Below are 26,150 nucleotides of genomic sequence, written 5' to 3'. Positions count from 1 at the left end.
TTAGAATAGTCCTATGACGATTACTGATCCTTTCGTCTCTGCTGGTTCAAATATCGGGCTGTTGCGTCCGGTGGGGTATGTGCGTATCTCGTTGGATCGGGAGGGCGCGGGTCTGGGGGTTGCCCGTCAGACTGCGGACTTGAACGATGTGGCGGATCGTCTGGGGATGCCGCGTCCGGAGGTCGTGACGGACAACGATGTGTCGGCGTATTCGCGGAAGCGGCGTCCGGGGTATGAGGAGGTGCTGTCCGGGATCGCGTCGGGCCGGTGGAACGTTCTCCTCATCTGGCATGTGGACCGGTTGACCCGTAACCCGAAGGAACTCGAAGAGATCGTCGATTTGGCGAATCAGACCGGGTTGCGTATCGAGACGGTCAAGGGCGGTCGGGTTGNCCTGTCGACCGGTGAGGGCNGGTTGCATGCTCGGATTCTCGGGGGGTTGGCGCGTTACGAGTCGGAACATCGGTCGGACCGGATCCGGCGGAAGATGTTGCAGAACGCTGAGGCGGGTTTGCCGCATGGGGGCATGCGGCGTCCGTTCGGTTATGAGCCTGACGGGATGACGGTCCGCCCGGATGAGGCGGAAGTGATCCGCTGGGCGATGGGCGGAGTGATCGCGGGCCGTACGCTGNGGGCGCTGGTGGGCGAGTTGAACGATGCCCAGGTGGCGACGTCGACCGGGGTCCCCTGGTCGGTCACGGTGCTACGGAAGGTGCTGATCGGCGGACGGATCGCCGGGCTGCGGGTGCATCAGGGCCGGGTCCTGGGCCCGGCGGCGTGGCCGGNGATCGTGAGCATGCCCCGGTGGGAGCTGTGCCGGGCGGTGCTGACGGACCCGGCGCGCCGTACAGCATCGGGAAACAAGCCGAACCGGTTGGTGTCCGGGATTGCGCTGTGCGGCCGGTGCGGGAAGGTGATNCGTGCGGGTGGGAACCGTGNCGGGGCGCGGATGTACCGGTGCGCGTCGGCGAATCACCTGCGGCGCCGCGGTGATCTCGTCGACGATGTGGTGACCCGGTTCGTGGTCGNCTGGCTGGCCCGGGATGGAGTGACATTCGACGTGCCGGACATCGCGGTTCCCACGCATGACCTGCGGGCCCGCGCCGATGAGGTCCGGCTGCGTATCAGTCAGGTCGAAGACGCCCTTGTCGGTGATNCCACCGATGATCTGAAGGATGTTTCCGTGGACGGGTTGAAGCGGAACCTGGCCCGGTTGCGCGGGAATCTCGAAGACCTGGAACGGGANGAGAAACTGACGGCTCTGCCCTCGGCGTTGCACGGGGTGACGGCGGAGAATTTCCCGGGTCTGCCGTTGGACCGGCGGCGCAGCATCGTCGACTACCTGTGCAAGGTCACGGTTCTACCTACCAGTAAGGGTGGGCATGCGGGGGAAGAGTCCATCGACGTGATTCCGCACCCGGAACGTTTCCCGGCTGCGGCTGCGGCGTAGCGGCGTCGCCCACGACATTCCCGCGAGGAACGACCATGCGGGGAGAGGCAAGAAATAGGCGGCCCGGGACGGTGTTACCAGCACCAGCCCCGGGCCTTGATCCCAATCCTGAGTGAACAGGAGAGGAACCCGTGAGCATGATGCCAGAGGTGCGGATCGGTGGGGTGGCCGGTCAACGGTCGGTGTGGATCTTCACGCGCATCCGGGAGAGGCGGCGGATGTGCATCTTCCGGCGGCGGGTCCGCGGTTCTCGGTGTCGCGGCCGACGTTGATCCTTCCGGCGGGGGNGCGGGNGAGTGTGGCGTCGGACATGCCGTATGACGTGGCGGCGCGGTGGTGGGACTCGGTGACCGTGTCGGCGACGATGGCAAGCCAGTGGTACGCCTCGCACGTCAACGGCTGGCCCGGTGGGAAGCAGCAGAACAGGTAGACGCCAACGGCGCTTCGGACGGCCGGTAACCCTGCTGGGGTTACCGGCCGTTGTCATGTCCGGGCCCGGTGACCCGTCCGCGGGGCTGCCGGGGTGCTCGCCGATGCCGGCGGCTCGACCATGCCGACCCTCGGGCCTGCGGGCGGTCGGGGGCATGGGAGGTCCGGTGAACTGCTGCCCTGCACAGTCCTCGGGCTGAGCTGATCTCCTCCGTCGGTCGGGCGGCGCAGCCCTACCCCGGGTTCTCCCGACCGGNCAAGGGCNCCAACGACACCCATCCCGTGCTGGGCGCTGTGCGTCCCTTGNGCGGGCGGGAGGTTCCGGGGTAGCCCTCCGGGGACCGGGCGGCGGAGGCGATCAGCGGACGTCACCCACCCCGCTGCCCACGCAACCGGCGGCCCCTCCCCTCCTCCAGAGAGAGGGCCGGGGTCCGGGGCAGCGCCCCGTGGTTCAAACGGCGACCGCGAGCCGTCCCGCGCCTGTGACTGTTTGTTGTGCGGTGGCAGATCTAGGACGCTGCGCAATGGNTAGAATGGCGCACGGAGCGTGGCAAGGTGCCTCATCCATCGCGTTCGTCACCAGCCGGCCGTAGGTACGGGCCCGGCCGACGGCCGGTGAGATCCCAAAAGGATCAATATCCGACGGACGCAGGGGGAAAGGTGGACGACCCACCTCCACCGGAAGACGATCTTGAAAGGCTAGTCCTGGACGTACAGTCCTGGCTGACCTTCTCGGGGATCGCCCTCCGGACCATGGGCCGAGATACCTCCGCAAACATCGCGGAGGTCTCGGCAGCCATGCTAGGGCTCGTAGCGCGTGTCTGGTTTGCCCACCGGTCGCGCTAGGTGCCCCGGGGCCTCTCAGGTGTGCCTTGACCCGCGTGCCTGGGAGGCTCCTTCGCTGTCTGCGGCTACAGACAACGTCAGTATATGACTCAACCACAGCATCGGCAGTCATCGACAGTGACCGGTTGGGAGACCGATGTTGACGGCGTACCTCGTACTACAGGCTTGATCCTGACGGATCATGAACCCCTACCCNGTTCCTACTAGGTAGGCGGNGTCCCCACATCGCGACGGTGGTCANAGAATGTTACCCCGATGTTGTGACGTAGCGTAGCCAAGTCTGATGGCGACGCTCCGACGGGCCGACGCTCCGACGGGCCTGCGGGGGCGACGCCCCGGCGGGGTGCCGACCGGAGGGAGGCGGGGCCCCGTCGTGGTGCGGCGACCCTGCCGGCACGGCGGGTGCGTCGAGCGCGGCGTGTGCGGCGCGGCGGCCCGAAGGGCCGCCCTTGAAACCCGCATATAAAGTCTGCGATGGATCTTCTGTTCCTGTTTGTGCCGGTCAGACGCTTGTGGCTCCGGTGGCTGCTCGGAGGTGTTCGGCTAGGTCCTTCGCACCGGGATGGCCGGCGGCGTGTACCTCTCGGCAGACTTCGGCGAAGCTGTCGCCGAAGAGGGCGGAGGACGTCAGGGACGTCGCGTCGATCGCGTCGTGCGCGAGACGGACCGCGGCGTCGGGGTCTCCGGCTCTGGCGTGGGCCACGGCAAGGCTTGCCTGAAATTCCAGTAGGTCACGGGGCATATCCGGGTCGACATGGTCGATGGCGGAGCGGACGTGCGGGATTGCGGCGGCGGGGTCACCACTGAAGATCATAGAGACGCCGGTTTGGTAGGTGATGTGGTGGGCGGATACCCAGTAGACGTGGGGTGGGTCCTCGTCGGGCCGGGCCTGCGCGATGTGGTCGCGGGCTTCGTCGGCGGCGCTCCGGGCTGCCTGCCGATCCTGGGCGCGACCGTGGGCGACGGCGAGTTGTCCGGCGAGGATGGCGTTTTCGGTGGCGGTGAGCCGTCCGCGTGCGCCGGCTCGGGCTGAGCGGAGGAGTTCGACGCCGGTGCGGGGGTCGCCCCGTCCGCATGCCTGTTCGGCCATGCAGCGCAGGATGTTCGCGCCGATGCCGGGGTTGTCGGCTTCGTGGGCGGCGCGGAGGCCGAGCAGGTAGAACCGTTGGGCGGTGCCGTGGGCGCCGGTGTCCTGGGCGGTCCAGCCGGCCATGCGGGACAGTTCGGCGGCGATGGCGTGCAACGCTTTTCCGTCCGCCTGGCTGTAGCTGGCGTTGCGGAGGAGTCCGACGGCGAGCCGTAGCTGTTCGACGGTCATGCCGTAGACGGCCTGGCCACCGAGTTTGTCGTCGAGGCGGCGGAGGAGATCAACGCCGCTGTTCAGGTCGGCGATGACGCTCGCGTCGGCTTGGCGGCCTGCCAGGGCGGCGGAGATCCGCGCGGGGTCGGCGACCAGCCATTCATGGGCGGCGGNGGCCAGTGCGACGCCGGAGACGGTGAGGAACTGGCGGCGTGGGAGTGGGGAGGCGGTCAGGGTGGCGGTCACCTCCTCGAACACCGCGGGCAGCGTGCCGGGCTGCCAGAGCCGTTCCAAGCCGATGTTGGCTGGCACGGCGCCGGTTCTCCTATGGTGACCCAGCCGGCCGGGGGTTTCCACCCCGTCCCCGGTGAGCGACGGGTCACTCTGGCGGATGGCGGGATGGTGCGGGCCGCTGAGCTGGGGCGGGGCGAATCCGAGGGCGGATCGGGTGGTGCGGTACAGAGCGGCGTAGGCGCGCTGGTAGCCNATCCCGGGGTAGACCTGGCCGCGTTCGTGCCGGCCGATCATCTGGAACGTCGCGGCGGGCGGTGTGGTGCCGTCGGGGAAGGACAGGTTACGGATCTTCTCGGCGGTCTGTTCCATGGTCAGGCCGACGGCGTGGCGGTGTTCCCGGAGCAGGGCCGGGTTCCACTGCGGGTGCTCGGTCTCTACCACCGTCGCCCCCTGCCCGTGTGACCGTGTTGCGCCGTGTGGTGAGGACGCTAACGGATCACGAACGGTTCCGCCCCGTGTCCACGCGGATACCCGAAATCCGAATTCGGATCATGGCTAAATGGCTCAATCGATGACTAGATCTGGGCGATGGCGTACGGATGGCTCATGGATGACTAACCCGGGTTGGAGCCGGGCGGTCGAGTGCTCCNGTGCCATCTCCCCGCAGCGTGCATGACGTAGAGCTGGCCATGCATGACACACGGTTAAAGATGCTGCTAGCGGGTGCGCTGTCGTGCTGTCGGTCTGNGGGTTGGACTTGTGGTGACGGTTCCGGTCGGGTTGACCGCGTATCCCCGGCCGGGGCCGTCGTTCACCGTCCGGCGGGAGAGGGGAGGTTCTGGCGTGGGTGCCTGGGAGGACGAGCATTTCGCGCGGGTCGAGTGTGAGTTGGGGGTCTGGGGCCGGGACCGGCTGCTGTGGTTGCGGTCGTCGCGGGCCGGGCCGGGGGCGGTGGAGGTGGCCGCGGTGCCGGGCTGGTCGCCGGTGTCGAGGCTTGCCGGGCCTGGGGTGGCGGTGCGGCACGGCCGGGGTCCGATGGCGGGGGCGGCGTTGCTGTTCGAGCTGTCGGAGTGGGCGGCGTTCGTCGCCGGTCTGCGTAGCGGGGAGTTCGCGCGGCTGCGTCGCACGGCGCTGGCCTCTGCGCCGCACCGCGAGGGTTCTGCGGAACCGCGGCAGGCGGCGGCCGGCGATGGGTGAGGCGGCCGGTGCGCCGGTGCTGTGGTCGGTTGCCGTGTTGCAGGGCTCGGCCCGGGTGGTGACGGGGATGGTGGGCCCGTTCCCGACGCCTGGGGCGGCGGAAGGCTACGCGCAGGAACACCGTTACGGGGACTGGCGCATTGTGCNGCTGGTGCTGTTGCCGCTCCCGGTGGAGGTGACCGGCCCATGAGCGACCTTCTGCCGACGCAGGACGACGGGTATCACTCGCTGGTCGACATGGAGGTTCCCGACCGCAACGGGCTGCTGGTCGCGGCGCCGCTGTCGTACGACGTGGGCCGGGGTTGGGCGCCAGTGGAAGCGGAATTCATCCCGGTGTCGGCCGACCGGCTGATCGAGGTCGCCATGGGCCTGGTGGCCATGGCGGACGTGGGGATTGTCGCGATCCACTCCCAGGACACCGCCGCGGACGCTACCCGGTTGGCGTTCACGGTCGGATTGCGGCTGGGGGTGTTCGCCCGGCCGTTCGGACTGGTCCTCGCAGGAAAGGAACCGGTCGGACCTGAGATATCTACCCATGGCCGTCGGCTGGTCGTCCACGACGTTGAGGTTCTCGCCGATCCGGGGCAGGGGGTCGGTGTTCCGGATGCGGCGCCGTGGGTGCGCCGGCAGGTGTGGGAGGTCATGCCGGCTGGCCGGTATGCGGCGTGGCAGGCGGCCGGTCGCTCCGGCTGACCGAACCTGGTGGCGGCGGAACCCCTCTCCCCCTCGACCGTCGCCACTATCGGGAGGACCCTGCCCCTCCAGCGGGGTCCTCCATCCTCGTGACCAGCACCCGATTCGGCTGCGCACGGTGGAGGGCTGGGCCAGCACCGCGTTCGTCGAACGCGCGATCTTGGAGGGTGCGGAGTCGTCGCCCGACCTGTCGGCGCTGGCGTCTCAGTGATAAGGCTGGCACGGAACGACGCATGCCCCTACCCTCTGCGTCGGGTACATACGCCTAGATTGACCGATATCGATCACTTCGGTGAGGGCTGACCCTGGGCAAGGTCACCATGTCGGGAGGAAGCGGTGCGCGCGAACAGCCACACCTGGACGGCTCTGGGTGCCCTGCTCNCCGCCGCGACCCTTCTGGCCACCGGCTGCTCCGCGAGCGAAAGCACCCCAGAGCCGACCCCGACCGCCAGCAGCTCGACGGCGGCAACCACCCCCCCACCGGCCGCTTCACCGTCACCAAGTCCTTCCTCGACCTTCGGGAACACCGGGGATCCGATCGACGACGCCTACGAGCAGTTCTGGCTGGGGTTTCTTAACGCACAAACACTCGGCGATCCGACCTATCCGGACATGACCCGGCGCGCCACCGGTCAGGCCCTCGCCTGGGCCCAGGAAGTGGTCCGCGCCTACGTGGCCAACGGCTGGGTCCGCTCGATCAAACCGGGCTTCGCGCTCCACGAACGAGTCACCAGCAGATCGAAGCAGCAGGCACGAGTCACCGACGTGCAGGACTGGACACTGTGGCCACTGGTCGTCCGCAGCACCGGCCAGCAGGTGCCCAACTCGACGCCCCGCCAGTGCATTACCGCCGACCTCACCCGGCAGGACGGCACCTGGCTCGTCACCACGCTCGTGTTCACGCAGAGCGGGTGCTAGCCGGGGGCAGGGGGCATTCGCACCGGCGGCCGTGGGCCTGGCTGCCAGTCTTCTCCTTCTCCCGAACATCGTCACGGCGCTAACGGCCTCGCTCTCACCATGCCCCGCGTCTTGTGTGGCGGCTGGTCACGTCCGCCCCGGTGGGATGTCGTCTTCCGTCATCCTGCCCGGGGCTTTCCTGCATTGCGGGAACCCAAGCGTGTCGTGATGCGTTGATATGGGTGGCTGAGCTACTGCTATCGCCATTACTTAGAACGGGTCACGCCAATAAGACGGGCTGCCAATAGCTGGCCGGGCTCGGGGCGTCAACGACCGCCCTTGCCCGTTGACCTGTGTGCCGCCTGGCGTTAGCCGGGCTGGACCGGGTCCGCCTGGAAGCGGTATCTCCCTATGCCCCAGGGTGTTCCCGACTCTCGTGGTGTTCCCGTCGTTGCTGGTGGTTGTTCTTCTCCGATTCGCCTGACCGGTCATACCGATCATGTTGATCGGGGTTCCGGTGAGGTTCGGCGGGTGTTCTCGTCCGCTGGTCAACCCGGCGGTGTGGTGCATGTGCGGTGTAACAATCGGCGGGAGTCGGTGTGTCCGGCGTGCTCGCAGGTTTACAAGCGTGATGCCCGGCGGATTGTGCTGTCCGGGCTGGCCGGTGGCGGCGGGGTGCCGGACACGGTGGCGGGTCATCCGGCGTTGTTCGTCACGCTGACCGCGCCCAGCTTCGGCCCGGTGCATTCCCGCCGCTCGCCCGGCAAGGACGGGCAGGCGCGGGCGTGCCGCCCCCGGCGGGGCACGTGTCCGCATGGCCGGGCGGCGGGGTGTCATGCCCGCCACGGTGACGGGGATCCGCTGCTCGGGTCGCCGTTGTGCGCGGACTGCTTCGACTATCCGGGTGCGGTGGTGTGGAACAGTCTCGTTCCCCGGTTGTGGAAGGCGACCCGGGACGGCGTCGAGTCCGCGGTGGCCCGGTCGGCGGGGCTGACGGTGGCGGGGCTGCGCCGTCAGCTGCGGATCACGTTCGTGAAGGCGGCGGAAATGCAGGCCCGCGGCCTGGTCCACCTGCACGCCGTGATCCGACTCGACGGATGGATTGAGGATCCCGAGCAGATCGCGGCGCCCCCCGCGTGGGCGACCACGGACCTGATCGGCGACTGCCTGCGCGGCGTCCTCGCGGACGTGACGGTGCCCGCCCCGGACCCGGATGATCCGGCCGGAACGCGGGCGGTGCGCTGGGGTGCGCAGGTCGACATCTCCCCGATCGTCCTGGACCGTTCGACCGATNCCGGGCGGATTGCGAACTACCTGGCGAAGTATCTGACGAAGAGTGTGCAGGCCGGGGGGATGCTCGACCGGCCGGTGCGTAGCCTCGCCCACCTGGAGCGCCTCCCGCTGAACGCCCACGGGCGGCGGCTGGTCGAGACCTGCTGGCAGCTCGGNGCGGACGAACGGTATGCCGCAGCGCTCGATGAGGCGGCCGGACGGCTACCCGCGCGGACGGTGGGGCTGCTGCGCTGGTCGCATCAGTGGGGCTTCGGAGGTCACTGGCTCACGAAAGCCCGCCGCTACTCCACCACGTTCACGGTCCTGCGCGACGGACGGCGCGTCTGGGCTCGCACGATGATCGCCGCACAGTCCGGGCGGTCTCTCGTCGACGCCTTCGGCCGTCCGGACGGCGATCCGGCGACGGTCACCGTCCGGGCCTGGCAATACGCCGGGCGCGGCGGCCCGGACAGTCCACCACCACGGGTGGTCGGGGCGGGAAGCGTCCGCGGGGTGCAGCGGTGAACGGGCCGGGAGTACAGCCGTCCCTGTTCGACGACGTGCCGGGCGAGAACGACCCGGACCGGCGCGACGCCGGCCAGGACATGAGCACCGAAGGTCCCTGCTCGACACCAGCCCCGGACGTCACGCACGTCCCNCAGCGACCGGCACCGGCGGACGGGTGGGCGGGCGGGCGGCCCCCGGCCCGTTCGCGCGTTGAGGATCATGTGGCGCGGCTCCTCGCACGCGCCCCGCGGCTGACCGACCGGCAGAAAGCAGACCTGCGGNGGCTGCTCGGTCCTCCACCCCGGTGGGCATCATGATCGAACGGTGGTGCCTCAACCGAACTGTGAGCTGCTCGACCGTGAGCTCGCCGCTGGCCAGAGCCGCGCCGGTGGCCTGGCACACCTCGTGGACATCACGGGCGAGGGCGACCTGCCGGCGCGCCTCTCTGGGCGCGAGGGACAGCCGGTCCCGTAACCAGCCGGCGGTGTCCACCGCCCCCTGCCGCAGGGCGAACCCCCGAACCTGCGCCTCGACCAGCAGGCGACCTCGCGCGGCCGCCACCCGCCCGACCAGGCGGCAGACCCCCTCCATCAACGCCTCCAACTCGGCGTCCGACAGCCGCCAGGTCGCATCCGACAGCAACCCGTCGAGCTGCCCGCCGATCACCGCCAACCGGGCCGGCGGCGCCGGCCCGTCTTCCGTATCGTCCTCGAAGCCCATGGATCAACGGTAGGTCGACACACCCCCAATGTCGAACGTATGTTCGTCTGCGTGAACAGACTGCCTCGGCACCCGCACGGGCGATCCCTACCGTGGGCAGCCCTCGGCCGGCAGGATGGGCGGAATCCTCTCGGTTCCGCTGTTCCTCGACTCGAAGGGTGGCGCACCCATGTCCCCGCACGCGGCTGATGCCCAGCCCCTCACCGGATCGGCACCCGGATCGGCGCACGCCGGGCACCCCACCGGTCCGTCGTCCGGCACGGCATCGGAGCCGGAGGTGCTGGTGCGGCGGGAGGGCCCGGGCGGGCGGCTCGGACGGCTCACCCTGAACCGGCCGCGCGCGATCAACGCGCTGACGCCGACCATGGTCGGCCTGCTCGACGCGGCGCTGCGGGACTGGGCGGACGACCCGACGGTCGCCGTCGTCGTCCTCGACGGCGCGGGCGAGCGCGGGCTGTGCGCCGGCGGGGACATCCGGGCGATCCGCGAGGCGGTGCTCGCCGGGGCACCCGAGCGGGCGCTGGCGTTCTGGGCGGGCGAGTACCGGCTCAACGCCCGCATCCGCCGGTTCCCCAAGCCGTACATCGCGATCATGGACGGGATCGTCATGGGCGGCGGCATCGGCGTCTCCGCGCACGGCGGGGTCCGCATCGTCACCGAGCGGTCGGTACTGAGCATGCCCGAGGTCGGCATCGGCTTCATCCCCGACGTCGGCGGCACGTGGCTGCTGTCGCACGCCCCCGGCGAGCTCGGCACGCATCTGGCCCTCACCGCCGCCCGCATCGGCGCCGCCGACGCGATCACCGCCGGCCTGGCCGACCACTACCTGCCCGCCGCCCGCCTCCCCGACCTGCTCGACGCACTCCGCCGCGCGCCCGACCCGGCCGACGCGCTCGCCGCCTTCGACTTCACCGCCCACACCCCGCCCCCCGGGCATCTCACCACCGACCGCGCGTGGATCGACGAGCTCTACCGCGGCGACAAGGTCACCGAGATCCTCGCGGCGCTCACGGCGAGCCCCGTGCCGGCGGCGACCGCCGATGCGGCGGAGATCGGCGGCAAGTGCCCGACGTCGCTGGTCGTCACGCTGCGCGCGCTGCGGGCCGCGCGGTCCATGACGAGCCTGGAGGCGGCGCTCGACCAGGAGTACCGGCTGGCCGGGGCGAGCCTCGCGACGGCGGACCTCGTCGAGGGCATCCGGGCGGCGGTCGTCGACAAGGACCGCGACCCCCGATGGTCACCGGCGAGCCTCGACGAGGTCGACCCGGCCGAGGTCGACCGGTTCTTCGCCCCCGTCGACGTCGAGCTCGGCCTCGCCGCTGCCCAGTCCGCTGCCGCTGCCCAGTCCGCCGCCGGCCAGTCCGCCGCCGCGCCCGCCCGCTGACCCGGCGCCCGCCCGCCGACCCGGCGCCGGCCGGCCGTTCGGGTGAACGGACGGCCGCGGTGCTATCCGGCCGTGGCGGCGGCGCACCGTGTCGCCCTACCGACCCAGGTGGTTACGGAACGTTTACTGTCAGCCCCGGCGAGACCGCGCCCGGCCGCGCCCTGGCGGACGCCGCCGCAGACCTGCCGACGGGAGGACGATCATCGTGCCCACGATCACCACGCGGAACGGCGCCGAGATCTTCTACAAGGACTGGGGCGCCGGCCAGCCGGTCGTGTTCAGCCACGGCTGGCCGCTGACCGCCGACGTCTGGGACAGTCAGGTCAAGCTCGTCGCCGACCACGGGTACCGCGGGATCGCCCATGATCGCCGTGGCGGCGGCCGGTCCAGCCAGACCTGGGATGGCAACGACATGGACACCTATGCCGACGACCTCGCCCAGGTGATCGAGGCCCTCGATCTGACCGACGCCGTCCTGGTCGGTCACTCCACCGGAGGCGGCGAGGTGGCCCGCTATCTGGGTCGGCACGGCTCCTCCCGGGTGNCCAGGGCCGTGCTGCGGGGCGCGGTGGCGCCGCATCTGCTCGGCACCGACAGTGATCCGGGGGGCGCGCCGATGGCGGTCTTCGACGGACTGCGCGCGGGGCTGTCCGCGGACCGGGCCCAGTTCTACCGGGACCTCAGCGAACCCTTCTACGGCAACAACCGCGACGGCGCGAACGTGTCCCGGGGAACCCGCGACGGCGCGAACGTGTCCCGGGGAACCCGCGACGCCTTCTGGCAGATGTGCATGACGGTCGGGGTCAAGGGTGCCTTCGACTGCATCGCCGCGTTCTCCGAGACGGACCTGACCGAGGATCTGAAGAAGATCGACGTCCCGGTCCTCTTCTCGCACGGCGACGATGACCAGATCGTGCCGATCGAGGCCTCGTCGTACCGCTCGGTGAAGCTGATTCCCCACGCCACGTTGAAGGTCCACCCCGGCGCTCCNCACGGCCTGACCGGTCGGTTCGAGNAGGACTTCAACCAGGAGCTGCTCGACTTCATCGCCGGTTGAGGAGGCGTCGTGACCAGCGCGGACGATCTGACCAGACGTAACGCGAAGTTCGCCGCCGCCGGATTCAGCGCCGACCCGAGCATCAGTCCCAGCGGCAACCTGATGGTCGTCTGCTGTGTCGACCCCCGCGTCGATCCGACTCGCGTGCTGGGCCTCGAACAGGGCGAGGCCGCCGTGATCCGCAACGTCGGCGGGCGGATCACGCCCGCGACGCTGCGCACGATGGCGTTGCTCGGCGAGGTCGGCCAGGCCGACCGCGACGGCCGTCCCGCCGGCGACTGGAATCTGGTCATCCTGCACCACACCGACTGCGGCATGACGGACCTGGCCGCCTTCCCGGCGCTGCTCGCCGACTACTTCGAGATCCCCGCCCGCGACCTCGACGCCAAGGCGGTCGGCGACCCGGTCGCCTCGGTTCGCGTCGACGTCGGCATCATCGAGCGGGAGATCCGCGCCAGGGGCTTCCTGGTGTCAGGACTCGTCTACGACGTCNCCACCGGGCTGGTCGACACCGTCGTCGGCCCCACGCCGGTACGCAGCGAGTAGATCGCCGCTCAGGCGGTGGTGCGCGCTCCTCGCCCGGCGGGGCACCGCACTATTCGAGAATGTCGGCGTCGGCCGGTGCGGCGGACGGGCGATGGTCGGCGGGGCCGGGTCCGGCTCCGGGCCCGGGCGGGCGGCGGCGCAGCAGGTAGATGTCCATGATCCAGCCCTTGCGGCGGCGGGCGTCGGCGCGGGTGCGGGCGATGGAGCGGCCGACGTCGGCGACCCGGCCGTGCATGAGCATCTCGTCCGGCGTGCCGAGGTAGGCACCCCAGTAGATGTCGAGGTCGGGGTCGTCGAGGCTGCGGAAGGTGGTGTCGGCATCGAGCATGACGACGACGTCGTCGACCCCGACCGGGAATCCCTCGGCGAGGCGCCGACCGGTGGTGATCTCGACGGGGCCGCCGATCCGGTTGAGCACCACCCGGTGGCTCGCGGCCAGCGCCTGCACGCTGGTGATCCCGGGGATCACCTCGTAGTCGAACGCCACCCGCCCGCGCGCGGCGACCCGCTCGACGATGCGCAGCGTGCTGTCGTACAGCGACGGGTCGCCCCAGACCAGGAACGCGCCGCAGCCGTCCTCGGACAGCTCGTCGAGGATCATCCGCTCGTAGAGCTCGGCGCGGCGGTCGTGCCAGTCCTCGACGGCGGCGGCGTAGGCGGCCGCGTCCGCGGGGTTGCGGTCGCGGCGGGGGTCGCGGGCCTCGACGACCCGGTGGTCGCCGGCGCCGAGGTGCCGGTCGAGGATCTCCCGGCGCAGCCGGACGAGGTCGTCCTTGGCCGGGCCCTTGTCCAGCACGAAGAACACCTCCGCGCGACCGAGTGCCTTGACCGCCTGGATCGTGAGCTGGTCGGGATCCCCGGCTCCGATCCCGACCACCAGGATCGTGCGCATGCCCACTGCCCTTCCGGGGACTACTCCCCCACCGGCCCGCCACCCGCACCCGCACCCGCACCCGCACCCGCACCCGCACCCGCACCCGCACCCGGGATGATCTTGCCGGGGTTGAGGTTGTGGCCGGGGTCGATGCCGTCGAACAGCGCCGTGAGCAGGCGCACGCCGGCCGGGGAGATGTCGTCGCCGAGCCACGGGGCGTGCTCGACGCCGACCGCGTGGTGGTGGGACAGGGTGCCCGCGAGGTCGAGGAAACCCTGCTGGATCGCGGACTTCACCGTGTCATAGCCCTCGATCGCCTCGAGGGTCACCGGCGAGGAGTAGGCGAACGTGAAGTACAGGCAGGCGCCGGAATGGTACGAGTGCGACAGGTGGCACATGATCCAGCCGTCGACGCCGATCTCCGCGAACGCCTTGTTGGCCCGGGCGACCACGCCGCGGTACAGCGGGCCGAGCTGGGACCAGGAGGCCGACGTCTCCGACACGTCCGCGACCGCGCCCTGACCGAGCAGGAAGTCGCGGATGTAGGGGGTGTCGAACTTCTTCTGGTCGTAGAGCTGCCCGGGACCGGTGCCCACGCAGAGGCCGCCGTGGCGACCGACGATCTCGCCCACGAGCTTGCGCTGGGCCTTGACGTGCGCCGGCGTCCCCTCGAAGCCGATGAACGACAGGCACATCTGCTCCAGGTCGTAGTTGCGGACCCGGCGCAGGTACTGCTTCAGCCCGGCGGAGACCAGGCCCGAGGCGAGCGAGCCCTTCCTGCGGGTCGCGAAGGAGAACCGGGTCTCGTTCGCGTCGGACACCCGGGTGACGGTCGGGCTGGCCTCGCTCTCGGCGATCTCCCGCATGGCCACCAGGGCGTCGTCCCAGGTGGGGAAGAAGTAGCCGAGGATGACGCGTTCCTCGGGCACCCGGTGGACCTGCACCGTCGCCTCGGTGATGATGCCGAGCCGGCCCTCGCTGCCGAGGATCATCTCCCGCACGCTCGGCCCGGTCGACTGGCTGGGCACGGGCCGGGTCGCGAGGACGCCGGCGGGGGNGACGACGCGGACCGCCCGGGTGATCTCGGCGATGTCACCGTACTTGTCGGACTGCATGCCCGACGAACGGGTGGCGATCCAGCCACCCAGAGTGGAGTGGGAGAAGCTGTCCGGGAAGTGGCCCAGCGTCCAGCCCTGGGCGTTGAGCTGCTCCTCCAGGTGCGGGCCGAGCGCGCCGGCCTGAATGCGGGCGAGCCGGGCNTCGGCGTCGATCTCCAGGACGCGGTCGAGGCGCCCCAGGTCCACGGAGATCACCGGTCGGGTCTCCCCGCGCGGCGCCTCCAGGCTGCCGGAGATGTTGCTGCCGCCGCCGAACGGGATGACCACCGCGTCGGCGTCGAGCGCCGCGGCGAGCACGGCCCGCACCGCCTCCTCGCCGTCCGGGTAGACGACGGCGTCGGGCAGCCGGCCGAGGTCGGCGTTGCGGATCCGGACCAGGTCCCGCAGGCTCTTGCCGTAGGCGTGCACCACCCGCATGTGGGCGTCGGTGTGGACGTGTTCGGCGCCGACGGCGGCGGTGAGCGCCGCGCGCAGCGGCTCCGGCAGCGTCGGGTCGGGGATCGTCAGGTCCGCGAAGGCCGGCGGCTGCGCGGGCGGGCGGGTGATGTCCAGCCCGATGTTCGTGNGCACGAACGGCGCCAGGTCGGGCTTGTCGCTGTGGCTGAAGGAGACGCTCTCCCGGCCCCAACCCCACCACTTCATGTGCTCGACCAACGCTGGCTCCTCGACGACGACGGGCGTTCGGACGGATTCGGTACTCACGACGGATGCAGCCGGCGACGGGGACGGCGGCGGCGGGCGGGACGGCGGCGGACGGCGGCGTGGACCGGCAGCGGCGGAAGCGCGGCGGCGCCGCCCGCCGGGCGGGTCAGGTTCCCGCGAGCCGCGCGACGACGGGTGCCAGCGCGGTGAGCGAGTCGAGGGCGACGCCGATGGTGCTGATCCCGAACCGCTCCCGGCGTTCGACGAGGTCGTCGACGATCTGGTCGACCGAGCCGCACAGCGCGTGCGGGGTGGCGTACGCCTGCTCGGTGGTCAGCCCGAAGCCGGCGGCGAGCTGATCGACGATCTCACCGCGGTTGTCGGTGACGATCGCCAGGTGGATGCGCACCTGCANGGTGAGCTCGTCCCACCGGGCGCCGGCGGCCTCGCGGATCCAGCCGATCTTCTCCTCGGTGGCGGCCGTCGTCGCGTTCGGGCCGAGGGAGGCGTCGATGACCCCGCCGGCCATGTTCATGTTCAGCCCGATGATGTCGGCCTCCCGCGCGGCCAGGGACAGCAGCCGCCGCCCGCCGCCGCCGATGACGATCGGCGGGTGGGGGCGCTGCACCGGCTTCGGCGTGCCGCTGAGCCCCGCGACCTGGTAGTGCGCGCCGTGGAAGGTCAGCGGGCCGTCGGCGAACATGCCCTTGATGACCGCGAGGGACTCGGCGAGACGGCTGATCCGCACCCCCGGCGGGTCCAGCGGCAGGCCGGCGCGCTCATAGTCCGAGGTCATCCACCCGGCGCCGAGGCCGAGTTCGAACCGGCCCCCGGACAGCGCGTCGAGGGTGGCCGCCTCCTTCGCGAGGACGACCGGATGCCGGTAGTCGTTGCTGAACACCATCGCGCCGATGCGCAACGTGGTTGTGGCGTCCGCCGCCGCCATCAGCGCCGCGATCGGGGCGACCTGCTCGTCGAGGTGGTCGGAGACGGTCAGCGTCGTGTACCCCAGATCCTCGACCTGCCGGGCGAGGTCCGCCCACGACCGGGCGTCGACCTGCTCGGGTGAGGAACACTGGATGTTGAACCGGAACGGCCGTTTGTACGGCCCGCCAGAGATCTCCGTCACCGCTGCCACTCCTCACTCCACCGATCCGGCCCCCGCCGACATCATCACGCCCTCACCGGCCACCCGCGTCACCGGCCACACATGTCAGAGGGCCACACACGTCAGGCGGCCGTACATGTCAGGCGGCCGCACACGTCACTGGTCCGCGCGGCGCAGGGCGCGCAGCTCCTCGCCGGCCGCGCGCACCTGCTCCGGGCTCGGCGGCGGCTCGCGCAACGCCTGCACGGCCGCGCGGCGCTCCTCACCGGTCAGCCGGTCGAGGTACAGGGTGCCGTCGAGATGGTCGACCTCGTGCTGGAAGCAGCGGGCCAGCAGGCCCTCGCCGGCGTACTCCACGGCCGCGCCCGTGACGTCCACTCCGCGAACGCTCGCCCGCAGCGCCCGCGTCGTCGAGAAGTGCAGGCCCGGCACGGACAGACAGCCCTCCTGGCCCTCCTGCTGCTCGCCGTCGGCGGCCAGCTCCAGCACCGGATTGACCACGACGCGGGGCACGCGGGGCACCGTGACGTCACGCGGGTCGTAGCCGACGTCGAACACGAACACCCGCAGGCCGACGCCGATCTGCGGGGCGGCCAACCCCACGCCGGGCGCGTCGTACATGGTGTCGATCATGTCGTGGACGAGCCGCGCCAGGGCGGCGTCGAACGTCGTCACGAGGGCCGTCGGGGTGCGCAGCACGGGGTCACCGACGGTCCGGATGGGGAGCACGGCCATGGNGGACACTGTGTCACAAGCCGGCCCACCACCGGGAGCCCGCCGCCGGACGCCGGTCAGACGTCGGTCACCTGCCCGCAACAATGGCCGCCGGGCCGCGGGGCGACCGGATCGGGAACGGGCGGGGATGATCGGTACAGTCTGCGGGTCATCGCCCGGGAGCACCGCCAGCCGGCCGATCGTTGTCCGGAGGTGGACGTCGTGGAGGACCGCCGGCCCGTCGGAGCCGCTGCGGCAACGGCCGCCGCCGGTCACGATGCGCTCCCCGGGCGGCGGGACGATCTCGCCGCGGCCGGGATCGCCGAGCTGCGCGCGCTCGGCGAGCGGGTCACCCCGGCCCGCCGGGCGGTGCTGCGTGTCCTCGCCGGAACCAGCGAACACCTCTCCGTCGACGACGTCCTCACCCGCGCCGACGAGATCGTCCCGGGGTTGCACCGCACCACCGTCTACCGGGCGCTGGAGACCCTCGGCGAGCTCGGCCTGGTCACCCACGTCCATCCCGACCACGGGCCCGCCGTCTACCACCTCGCCTCGNCGCTGACCGGCAGCGGCCACCTGCACGTGCGCTGCCGCCGCTGCGGCCAGATCAGCGATGTGCCCGCCGACCTGCTCGACGGCGTCGCCGATCGGCTCGCCCGTCAGATCGGGTTCCGGCTCCAACCCGACCATGCCGCGCTGACCGGCCTGTGCCGGCCCTGCGCCGCCGCGGCCGATCCGCCGGACCACCCACGCTGACCTGGGCCGACTCGCGATCCCGGGGCCGGCGTAGGCTCACCCGAGGGCGTAGTTCGTCCCTCGTAGGAGACAGCGCTGGTAGGGACGGTGGCGGTCCGCCGTCCGAGGGAGGCCACGAACGATGCCGGTGCAGCCCAGCCCGGTGGTGATGGGCATCGAGACGTCCTGTGACGAGACCGGGGTCGCGCTCGTCCGCGACGGCGTCCTGCTCGGCGACGCGCTGTCGACGAGCATGGACCAGCACGCCCGCTACGGCGGCGTGGTGCCGGAGATCGCGGCGCGGGCCCACGTGCAGGCGCTGGTCCCGTGCGTGCGCGCGGCGCTGGCGTCGGCCGGGCTGACCGCGGCCGACATCGGTGCCGTCGCGGTCACCGCGGGCCCCGGCCTCGCCACGGCGCTGCACGTCGGGGTGTCCGCGGCGAAGGCCTACGCCACCGCCCTCGACGTGCCGCTTTATGGGGTGCACCACCTCGCCGGCCATCTCGCCGCGGATCTCGTCGACGGCGAGCCGTTGCCCGACCCGCTCATCGCACTGATCGTCTCCGGCGGGCACACGTCGCTGCTGCGCGTCGGTGACCTGGCCCGGGATCCGATCGTCCACCTCGGCGACACCCTCGACGACGCCGCCGGCGAATGCTTCGACAAGGTCGCNCGGGTGCTCGGCCTGCCCTACCCGGGCGGTCCGGCGGTCGACCGCGAGGCGGTCGGCAACGACCCGGCGGCGCTGGCGTTCCCCCGCCCCCTGACCGGCCGCACCGACTCGCCGTACACCTTCTCCTTCTCCGGGCTGAAGACCGCCGTCGCCCGCTGGGTGGAGGCGCACCCCGACTCCACCGTCCCCGCCGGGGACGTGATCGCGTCGTTCCAGGAGGCGGTGGTCGACGTGCTCACCGCCAAGGCGATCCGCGCCTGCCGCGACCACGAGATCGGCGACCTGCTCATCGTCGGCGGGGTCGCGGCGAACAGCCGGCTGCGGGCCCTGGCGGCGCAGCGGTGCGAGGCGGCCGGCCTGCGGCTGCGGATCCCGGCCCGCAAGCGCTGCACCGACAACGGGGTGATGATCGCCGCCCTCGGGGACCTGCTGGTCCGCTCGGGGGCCGCCCCGTCCCGCCCGGACCTCGCGGCGATGCCCGGCGCCTTCCTCGACCAGGCCCAGCTCGGCGTGGTACAGCCGACGCAGCGCGCCGCCTGACGCCACGCCCACCGCCCCCGCCCCGCCACACGCACGCACGCACGCACCCGGGAGACCTTCGACGATGCATCTCGGTCATGACGAACTGCAGCCCCCGCACGCGCACGGCGGTGGCGGCGGGCCGGTGCCGCTCGGGCGGGCGCCGCGCATCGGCGTCGGCGGCCCGGTGGGCAGCGGCAAGACCGCGCTCGTCGCCGCGCTGTGCCGCTCGCTGGCGCCGAGCCTGCGTCTCGGCGTCGTCACCAACGACATCTACACGACCGAGGACGCCGACTTCCTGCGCCGCGCCGGGGTGTTGGACCCACAGCGCATCCGTGCGGTGGAGACGGGCTGCTGCCCGCACACGGCGATCCGCGACGACATCACCGCCAACCTGGACACGGTCGAGGATCTGGAGGCCGACACCGGCCCCCTCGACCTCGTCCTCGTCGAGTCCGGCGGCGACAACCTCACCGCCACGTTCAGTTACGGACTGATCGACCGGCAGATCTTCGTCGTCGACGTGGCCGGCGGCGACAAGGTGCCGCGCAAGGGCGGTCCCGGGGTCACCCTCAGCGACCTGCTGGTCATCAACAAGACGGACCTCGCGCCTCTCGTCGGCGCGGATCTCGGCGTCATGGCCCGCGACGCGGCGGCGGCCCGCGGCCCCCGCCCGGTGCTGTTCACGTCGCTGACCGCCGACCCCACGGCCGGCGACGTGACAGCCTGGGTGCGGGCCCAGCTCGCCGACCTGTCCCCGCACGGCCCCCGCGGCGCCACCCCGGCCGCCGCCGGGTAGGCCGCGAAGGACCGGCGGGCCGCGGTCACCGTGAGCGGGCTCCGGTCCGACCGCCGGACCAGCCCGGGGCCGCCCGCCGGCCGCCGGGCGAGCACGAGGGGAGTCGCGATGCCAGCAGCCGTGCCGCCGGTGCACCGCAGGACGATCGAGATCGAGGTCCACCAGGCCGACGACCTGCTGATCGCCCGGGCGAGGCTGCGCGACACCCGGCCCTGGCATCCGGACCCGGCCCGGGTGCTGCTGCACGACATGCAGCTCGCCCTGCACGTGCGGGCGGCGGACCTGACGATCGTCGCCGTCGAGTCGGGGATGAACGCCTTCCCGCACACCGAGTGCCCGCTGATCAGGCCGAGCTTCGACCGCCTCGTCGGGCTGTCGGTGCGCCGCGGGTTCACCCGCGCGCTGCGGGAGACCGTGTCCGGCGTCCACGGCTGCTCCCATCTGCACGAGCTTGCCCGCGCCGCCGGCCCCGCCATCATCCAGGCGACGCTGAGCGCCTCCGACGCCCGCCGCCGCGGTCTCACCCCCGGCGCCGAGCCCCCGGACGCGCCCGCATCGACGGAAGCCCAAACGGCGGACACCCAGACGACGGACGCGCAGACGACGGACGCGCAGACGACGGTTGCCCAACCGCCGGAGGCACAGACGGCGGATCGGGCCGGGGGCTCGGGTCCTGTGGTGAGCGGACGGCAGGCCGCGGCCCTCACCGGGACCTGCCACATCTGGGCGCCCGACGGCATCGCCACGCGGAAACTCGCCGCCGGCTGGCGCCCGGGCTTCGACCCCTATCCCGCTCCGCCGCTGACCGCCTACGAACCCACCTGAACCGCCCCACCCCACGGCCTCAGCCGGGCGTCTTCAGCCGGCCGGCGGCTCCAGCCGGCCGGCGAGAAATCGTTGCCGAGCGAACGACAATGTTGCTCCATTCCGCGCGTCCGGAACGGCCGCGAGAAAGGAGAAGTACGGACTAATTCCCGCGTGTCGCGAGCACGACGAAATGCGGCGGAAATCGGGTTTNGAGNGCAGTCTCGTAAGTGTTCCAAACCCCCCATCCGCCCGCACTCACGCGATACGGGAGACCTCCTCATGGCACTTTCCTGGCCCCTTCAGAAGTCCGGTGACGCCGGACTCACCGTGCAGCTCGTGCAGTACCTTCTCGGCGCGCACGACCTGCGCGTCCCGGTTGACGGCGCCTACGGCCCGCGGACCGTGACCGCCGTGCGCGAATTCCAGACCCGGCACGGGCTGACGCCCGACGGGCAGGTCGGCCAGCGCACCTGGCCGGTGCTGATCGTGCCGGTGCGCTCCGGTTCGCGCGGCCAGGCCGTCCACGCCGTGCAGGACGCCTCCCACACGCTCGACCCCCACTACCAGCCGAAGCTGGCGCTCGACGGCGAGTTCGGGCCGCGCACCGCCGCCTGGGTGCGGCACTACCAGGGGGCGGTCCACGCTCTCGTCGACGGCGAGGTCGGCCCCACCACCTGGAACCACCTGGCCAAGGGGGACCGGGCGAGCTGACCGCGCCCGCCCACCCGGAGCCCGGAGCCCGGAGCCGACCGGATCCTCCCCCGCGACCGCGGTCCGCGGGCGGGGGCCGGTCGGCCTGGCGTCCGAAGGCAGACCGGGTCCCCGGCACCGCGCCCCGCGAATAGCGTGCGCGGAAACGGAGCCGCGTGTGTTGCCTGCTCCGTGTGGATAAATCGGACGCCGAACCGTACAGAAGAACCACGGTCGCGGCTCTCCCACACACCCGCCCCGAACCCCGGGCGCCGGGCGCCGGGCGGAGCTGCTATCCGGCTGTCGCGTCGCCGTCGCGGCGGGCCAGGCCGTGCAGCAGCAGGCCGGCGAGCTGGGCGTAGGCGTCGGCGTCGGCGAGGCCCGTCTGGCGTTCGATGGTGCCCTGCTGGATACCGACCATCGCGAGCGTGGCGACCTGTCCGACGAACCGCGCGTCGACCTCCCGGAAGACGCCGACGGCCACTCCCTCGGCGACCAGGGTGCGCAGTTTCGCCGCGGCGATGCTGGTGTTGCGCTCGTAGATGGCGCGGGCGGGCGGGAACGCGGCGAGGTCGGCGCGGAAGGCCGCGGAGGCGGGGCGCAGCTCGGCGGCGACCCCGTCGAGGTAGCGACGCAGCCGGTCGGCCGGGTCGGGCGCGCTGCGCAGGCTGTCGTCGATCCGCTCGGCGGCGCTGCGGAAGAAGTGCACGACGACGGCGACCGCGAGCTGCTCCTTGCTGTGGGCGAGGGTGTAGAGCGTCGACTTCGAGCAGCGCAGCCGGCCGGCGAGGTCCGCGAGGGTGAACCGGGCGAACCCCTCCGCCAGGAAGATCTCGACGAGGGCGTCGAACAGGTCCGACTGACGACTGGTCCTCGGTNCGCCGGCCGCCGCGGCCGACCAGGTGTCGACGTCCCAGTTCACCGTCATGATCGATCAATCTACCTCAGCTCTGAACAGTACCCGGGTACCCCGTGCGGTACTGTAGGCTCCGTCGCACGGCACGCGTCGGCGACGCCCCGGTTCCTCGGTGACATCCCTGGAGGCACGCCATGCCGGCCGACCGCCTACTTCCCTCCCCCGAGGCCGGCGAGCTGATCGATCTCGTCCGCACCATCGGCGAGAAGGAGATCGAGCCCCGCGTCGTCGACGACGAGGCGAAGGCCCGTTTCCCCCGCGAGGTCTTCGCGATCCTGGGCGAGGCCGGCCTGCTCGCGCTGCCCTACCCGGAGGAGTTCGGCGGCGGCGGCCAGCCCTACGAGGTCTACCTACAGGCCCTGGAGGAGATCGCCTACCGCTCGGCGTCGGTCGCCGTCGGGGTGAGCGTGCACAGCCTGAGCTGCTTCCCGCTGGCCTACCACGGCACCGACGACCAGCGCGCCGCCCTGTTGCCCCGGCTGCTGTCGGGCACGCTCCTCGGCGCCTACTGCCTGTCCGAGCCGCACGCCGGCTCCGACCCGGCCGCGATGACGACGGCCGCCCGCCCCGACCCCGACGGCGGCTACCGGCTGTCCGGGACGAAGGCCTGGGTGACGCACGGCGGCGCCGCCGACTTCTACACCGTGTTCGCCCGTACGTCGGAGGACCGCTCCGGCGGCATCTCCTGCTTCCTCGTCGACGCCGGCACCGCCGGCATGGACGTCCACCCGCCCGAGCGCAAGATGGGCCTGACCGCCTCGCCCACGACCCAGATCGGCTTCGACGCCGCGCCCGTGCCCGCCGACCGCCTGATCGGTACGGAGGGCAACGGCCTGCGGATCGCCCTGGCGGCCCTGGACGCCGGCCGGCTCGGCATCGCCGCCGCCGCGGTCGGCCTGGCGCAGCGCGCCCTCGACGACGCGGTCGCCTACGCCAAGGAGCGCCAGGCGTTCGGCAAGGCGATCATCGACCACCAGGGCCTCGGCTTCCTGCTCGCCGACATGGCCGCCGCCGTCGAGTCGGCCCGGGCGACGACCCTGGCCGCGGCGCGCCGCCGCGACGCCGGCCTGCCCGCCGGCAAGGCCGCGAGCATCGCCAAGCTCGTCGCCACCGACGCCGTCATGAAGGTCACCGAGGACGCCGTCCAGGTCTTCGGTGGCGCCGGCTACACCAAGGACTACCCCGTCGAGCGCTACATGCGCGAAGCCAAAATCATGCAAATCTTCGAAGGAACCAACCAGATCCAGCGCCTAGTGATCAGCCGCCACCTCGCCCGAGGCTGATCAGAGGGCCTTCACGCTGGTCAGAGCTCCAGTTCGGGTCCGGTCGTCGGTTCGGGCTCTGCCAGGGTGATGTCCAGCGGTGTCCGGTCCAGTCCGGTCGTTTCCGGCTGGCTGCGGATAGGGCGCGGATGAGAATCCGCCGGCTTCTGAGTCGGCGAGACCTCGACCGTCTCGCTCTCGGCGGCCAACGCCGCGTCGATCCGCCGCCGGGCGGCCTCGTCCCCACCGGAGATGCACCTCGCGTAGACGAGCAGACACACCCGCACGGAGTGGCCCGCGCCACACACCGCAGCGATCCGTCGCATCTGGTCGACACCGATGTCGTCATCGCCGCTCTCATGACCACCAGCGACAACCACGGACGCAATGATTCGGACCCGCCGCAGCGGGTCCTACCTGCCCGCCGAGCATGTGGCGCCGCGAGCTTCTAGAACAAATATTTACCTATAGATGGAAGTCGCTCCAGCTAACCACCGGCACGCCGAGAAATCTGCGGTCTGGTCCTGCGCCTCGCACAGGAAAATCCGACCTGACGCCATCGCCGGATCCAGGGAAAACTCGTCGGGTTGGCCAGCATCCGGGGCGACTGCTGACCGAGCAGCCCCGGACACCACTCGTCAACCCGCATGGCGGCGATCAGGTCGGCTTCGGTCCGACTCAGGACCCCGGCGGCGACCGCGTCGGCCAGGACCTGATCCGGACCCGCCGTCACCGTCGGCTCGCGCACCAGGGGTCGCACTCACCGTTAAGACCAGGGCCGTTCGCCCGATTTTCCGCTTAGATACCGATTCGGGTACTCCAAAAGAGGAAACGGGAAACGCTTCTGCACCGCCCACCCGATAGCAAAAAGCGGGACACTTGTGGTGGCGATGAGATCCCGGTAGGAAGCGGAGGTTCCGTGTGGCGGTGCGATCGCACGCGTTCGGCCGAGAGCTTCGGCGGCGACGGCTGGCAGCCGGACTTTCCCTGACCGGTCTCTCCAGGTCCGTGCACTACAGCAAGGCCCAGCTCAGCAAGGTCGAACGAGGACTCAAGGATCCCAGCCGCGAACTTGCTGGCCTGTGTGATGCGTGCCTCGACGCGAATGGCGCACTGATCACCCTCCTCGAAGACCAGAGNCGCGAACCAGCACCGTTGGCGGCGGTGGAGAAGGACGAGAGNCGTGACGAGGTGTGGCGAATGCATCTTTCTGTAGGGGGAGCAAGCTGGTTTCAATCGATGGGTCGCCGGCAGGTTCTGCTGGGCGGCGCGGCGTCACTGGTGGGGGCAGGCTCGGCGGGAAGCGATCGACCCATCGCTGTACACGATGTGGGNGCGCTGGAGGGNTTCGAGGTCCTTTTCCAGCAGTACCGTCAGATCGGGCAGACAACGAGCTCCGGGGCCCTGTTGCCGGTGCTCATAGCCCAGACGCACGTGCTGCGCGACATCGCGACCGGCACGGACGGNGCGGAAAGACGCAGGGCTCTGCGGCTGACGTCCCGGTACGCCGAGTACATCGNCTGGCTCACGCAGGAGGCCGGCGGCGACGACGACGCCATGTGGTGGACGGAACGAGCAGGCAGCCTGGCTGCAGCGGGCGGAGACCCGGATCTGGCGGCCTATACGTCCGTGCGACGGGCGCTGGTCGCCATGTACCGCAACGACGGGGACCAGACCATCGCCTTGGCGCGCCACGCACAGGACGTGGNCCTCCCGCCCCGCATCCGCATGCTTGCTCTCCAGCGAGAGGCTCAGGGGCATGCGATCAATGGTGACCACACGGCGAGTATGCGATGTCTGGATGCGTCCCGTGATCTCCTGAGCCAGGCGGAACCGACAACCAATGGACCGGTTCTCGGCACGACGAACCTGACCGATCCAACCTCGATGATCACCGGCTGGTGCCTGTTTGATCTCGGTCGGCCGTCGGAGGCGGCGGATGTCCTGGNGGCCGAGCTGGAGCGGGNTCCCAGCCATGCGTTGAGAACGCGCGCGCGGTTCGAGGTCAGGCAGGCACGGGCACTCGCGGTAGCGGGCGAGGTGGACCAGGCATGTCATCTGGTCGCCCCATTACTTGGTCCCGCAGGTGTCCTGAACTCGGCGACGATCCGTACCGATCTATCCAATCTCGCGAGAACCCTCCGTCGCCACCATCGCCGCCGTTCGGTCCAGGCACTCGCTCCGAACCTCAGCAGTGCCCTGAATCCCGACCGCCGATAGGAAGGACGACAGTGCGCACCGCACTGGGGAGCATGAATCCAACGATCTTCATCAACTATCGAACCGGAGACGGCGAGAAGACGGCGCAGATCATCGACACTGCCCTGTCCGCGCGGTTCGGTAGCGAACACATCGTGCTGGCGCCGAAGAGCATCCAGCCGGGTGAGAACTTTGTCGAGGGACTGCTCAGCAGGGTTTCCGCGGCCAGCGCGATGGTGCCGGTCGTCGGCTCCACCTGGGCTGATTCTCCAAAACTGCGCGACCCGAACGACTGGGTCCGCCGCGAGATCCTCCTCGCGATGCAGCGAGGGATCTGGATCGTGCCGGTCCTCGACAACCGCCTGGTCGAACGTCTCGACCCCGACCGCCTCCCCCCGGAGCTGGCCCGCTTCGCCGAATTCCAGTCCATACGCCTGGACCCCCAGACCCTGGAAGCCAGGCTGCGAGACCTCGGAGATCTGCTGACACNCCACGTGCCGGGCCTGCGGGATCTCGACCAGGAGAAACCAGGCCGTGAACAGGCCGATCCGGCCTGGACGGC

The 26,150-nt window shown here is 71.1% G+C and carries 17 protein-coding genes and 15 pseudogenes; 22 read left to right on the top strand and 10 right to left on the bottom strand.

The features are described from left to right. Positions 1-13: 13 nt before the first annotated feature. The 10 genes and pseudogenes from UK94_RS49845 to UK94_RS49815 all read left to right on the top strand — a co-directional run. Positions 14-392: pseudogene (locus UK94_RS49845) on the top strand (recombinase family protein); the annotation flags it as partial. Between the two features lie 21 nt (positions 393-413). Further along, positions 414-631, top strand: a pseudogene (locus UK94_RS49835) (recombinase family protein); the annotation flags it as partial. Between the two features lies 1 nt (position 632). Continuing rightward, positions 633-785, top strand: a pseudogene (locus UK94_RS73660) (recombinase family protein); the annotation flags it as partial. 1 nt (position 786) lies between these two features. Continuing rightward, positions 787-918 (top strand): annotated as a pseudogene (locus UK94_RS73655) (hypothetical protein); the annotation flags it as partial. A gap of 328 nt (positions 919-1,246) precedes the next feature. Next, positions 1,247-1,450, top strand: a pseudogene (locus UK94_RS49830) (recombinase family protein); the annotation flags it as partial. Positions 1,451-5,102: 3,652 nt separating this feature from the next. Then, entirely contained in the window at positions 5,103-5,456 is a 354-nt protein-coding gene (locus UK94_RS12735) for a DUF397 domain-containing protein (protein WP_157734230.1), read from the top strand. Between the two features lie 186 nt (positions 5,457-5,642). After that, positions 5,643-6,149 (top strand): hypothetical protein, encoded by a 507-nt coding sequence (locus tag UK94_RS12725; protein ID WP_011603961.1) that lies wholly within the window; start codon positions 5,643-5,645, stop codon positions 6,147-6,149. A 1,308-nt stretch (positions 6,150-7,457) separates the two neighbouring features. After that, positions 7,458-8,339 (top strand): annotated as a pseudogene (locus UK94_RS49825) (replication initiator); the annotation flags it as partial. Position 8,340: 1 nt separating this feature from the next. Then, positions 8,341-8,494 (top strand): annotated as a pseudogene (locus UK94_RS49820) (replication initiator); the annotation flags it as partial. A gap of 1 nt (position 8,495) precedes the next feature. Beyond that, the coding region (locus UK94_RS49815; protein WP_313949493.1) for a replication initiator at positions 8,496-8,843 on the top strand (348 nt) is incomplete at its 5' end. A 264-nt stretch (positions 8,844-9,107) separates the two neighbouring features. On the opposite strand, the gene UK94_RS32505 is transcribed toward UK94_RS49815, so the two are convergent. Beyond that, a partial coding sequence (locus UK94_RS32505; protein WP_157734235.1) for a DUF222 domain-containing protein occupies positions 9,108-9,545 on the bottom strand: 438 nt, incomplete at its 3' end. A gap of 277 nt (positions 9,546-9,822) precedes the next feature. On the opposite strand from UK94_RS32505, the gene UK94_RS12705 reads away from it, so the two are divergent. The 4 genes and pseudogenes from UK94_RS12705 to UK94_RS12695 form a co-directional block, all read left to right on the top strand. Beyond that, positions 9,823-10,929, top strand: a complete 1,107-nt coding sequence (locus tag UK94_RS12705) for an enoyl-CoA hydratase/isomerase family protein (protein ID WP_050997360.1) — start codon at positions 9,823-9,825, stop codon at positions 10,927-10,929. A gap of 88 nt (positions 10,930-11,017) precedes the next feature. Next, a pseudogene (locus UK94_RS76065) lies at positions 11,018-11,473 on the top strand (alpha/beta hydrolase); the annotation flags it as partial. A gap of 1 nt (position 11,474) precedes the next feature. Continuing rightward, positions 11,475-11,919, top strand: a pseudogene (locus UK94_RS49805) (alpha/beta hydrolase); the annotation flags it as partial. A 169-nt stretch (positions 11,920-12,088) separates the two neighbouring features. After that, positions 12,089-12,478, top strand: a pseudogene (locus UK94_RS12695) (carbonic anhydrase); the annotation flags it as partial. Between the two features lie 103 nt (positions 12,479-12,581). Here the strand turns inward: UK94_RS12695 and cobF are convergent. From cobF to def, 7 genes and pseudogenes are all read right to left on the bottom strand, one after another. Next, complete coding sequence (gene cobF / locus UK94_RS12690) at positions 12,582-13,424, bottom strand: precorrin-6A synthase (deacetylating) (RefSeq protein ID WP_055750074.1); 843 nt, start codon at positions 13,422-13,424, stop codon at positions 12,582-12,584. Positions 13,425-13,444: 20 nt separating this feature from the next. Further along, a complete protein-coding gene (locus UK94_RS49800) occupies positions 13,445-14,398 on the bottom strand; it encodes an FAD-linked oxidase C-terminal domain-containing protein (RefSeq protein ID WP_268761332.1) in 954 nt (317 codons plus the stop codon). Positions 14,399-14,464: 66 nt separating this feature from the next. Continuing rightward, a partial coding sequence (locus UK94_RS49795) for an FAD-binding protein (RefSeq protein WP_235487747.1) occupies positions 14,465-14,650 on the bottom strand: 186 nt, incomplete at its 3' end. A gap of 16 nt (positions 14,651-14,666) precedes the next feature. After that, on the bottom strand, positions 14,667-14,941 hold a 275-nt coding region (locus UK94_RS49790), incomplete at its 3' end, for an FAD-binding protein (RefSeq protein WP_235487745.1). A 391-nt stretch (positions 14,942-15,332) separates the two neighbouring features. After that, a pseudogene (locus UK94_RS49785) lies at positions 15,333-15,580 on the bottom strand (LLM class F420-dependent oxidoreductase); the annotation flags it as partial. A 1-nt stretch (position 15,581) separates the two neighbouring features. After that, on the bottom strand, positions 15,582-16,295 hold a 714-nt coding region (locus tag UK94_RS12680), incomplete at its 3' end, for a TIGR03621 family F420-dependent LLM class oxidoreductase (RefSeq protein ID WP_235487672.1). Between the two features lie 135 nt (positions 16,296-16,430). Continuing rightward, entirely contained in the window at positions 16,431-17,009 is a 579-nt protein-coding gene (gene def, locus UK94_RS12675; protein WP_041939224.1) for a peptide deformylase, read from the bottom strand. Between the two features lie 192 nt (positions 17,010-17,201). Here def and UK94_RS73650 point away from each other — a divergent pair. The 7 genes and pseudogenes from UK94_RS73650 to UK94_RS12650 all read left to right on the top strand — a co-directional run. After that, positions 17,202-17,543 (top strand): annotated as a pseudogene (locus UK94_RS73650) (transcriptional repressor); the annotation flags it as partial. A gap of 1 nt (position 17,544) precedes the next feature. Further along, a pseudogene (locus UK94_RS49775) lies at positions 17,545-17,744 on the top strand (transcriptional repressor); the annotation flags it as partial. A gap of 121 nt (positions 17,745-17,865) precedes the next feature. Further along, positions 17,866-18,395: pseudogene (locus tag UK94_RS49770) on the top strand (tRNA (adenosine(37)-N6)-threonylcarbamoyltransferase complex transferase subunit TsaD); the annotation flags it as partial. A gap of 1 nt (position 18,396) precedes the next feature. Continuing rightward, positions 18,397-18,936, top strand: a pseudogene (locus tag UK94_RS49765) (tRNA (adenosine(37)-N6)-threonylcarbamoyltransferase complex transferase subunit TsaD); the annotation flags it as partial. 64 nt (positions 18,937-19,000) lie between these two features. Further along, entirely contained in the window at positions 19,001-19,714 is a 714-nt protein-coding gene (gene ureG / locus UK94_RS12660; protein WP_041939223.1) for an urease accessory protein UreG, read from the top strand. Positions 19,715-19,822: 108 nt separating this feature from the next. Beyond that, positions 19,823-20,539: a DUF2889 domain-containing protein gene (locus UK94_RS12655; protein WP_055750071.1), complete on the top strand. Its 717-nt coding sequence runs from the start codon at positions 19,823-19,825 to the stop codon at positions 20,537-20,539. Positions 20,540-20,800: 261 nt separating this feature from the next. Continuing rightward, the gene (locus UK94_RS12650; protein ID WP_041939221.1) at positions 20,801-21,232 is read left to right on the top strand and encodes a peptidoglycan-binding protein; all 432 of its coding nucleotides are present in this window, start codon (positions 20,801-20,803) and stop codon (positions 21,230-21,232) included. A 271-nt stretch (positions 21,233-21,503) separates the two neighbouring features. Here UK94_RS12650 and UK94_RS12645 read toward each other — a convergent pair whose 3' ends face one another. Then, entirely contained in the window at positions 21,504-22,064 is a 561-nt protein-coding gene (locus tag UK94_RS12645; RefSeq protein WP_268761331.1) for a TetR/AcrR family transcriptional regulator, read from the bottom strand. Positions 22,065-22,261: 197 nt separating this feature from the next. On the opposite strand from UK94_RS12645, the gene UK94_RS12640 reads away from it, so the two are divergent. Continuing rightward, positions 22,262-23,410: an acyl-CoA dehydrogenase family protein gene (locus UK94_RS12640; RefSeq protein WP_011603944.1), complete on the top strand. Its 1,149-nt coding sequence runs from the start codon at positions 22,262-22,264 to the stop codon at positions 23,408-23,410. A gap of 20 nt (positions 23,411-23,430) precedes the next feature. On the opposite strand, the gene UK94_RS12635 is transcribed toward UK94_RS12640, so the two are convergent. Further along, a complete protein-coding gene (locus UK94_RS12635; RefSeq protein WP_055749995.1) occupies positions 23,431-23,715 on the bottom strand; it encodes a hypothetical protein in 285 nt (94 codons plus the stop codon). Positions 23,716-26,150 lie beyond the last annotated feature (2,435 nt).

Origin of the sequence: Frankia sp. AvcI1, from assembly GCF_001420875.1 — a bacterium.
GTDB classification, from domain to species: Bacteria; Actinomycetota; Actinomycetes; order Frankiales; family Frankiaceae; genus Frankia; species Frankia alni.
This window is presented reverse-complemented; position numbering and strand designations above follow the sequence as displayed.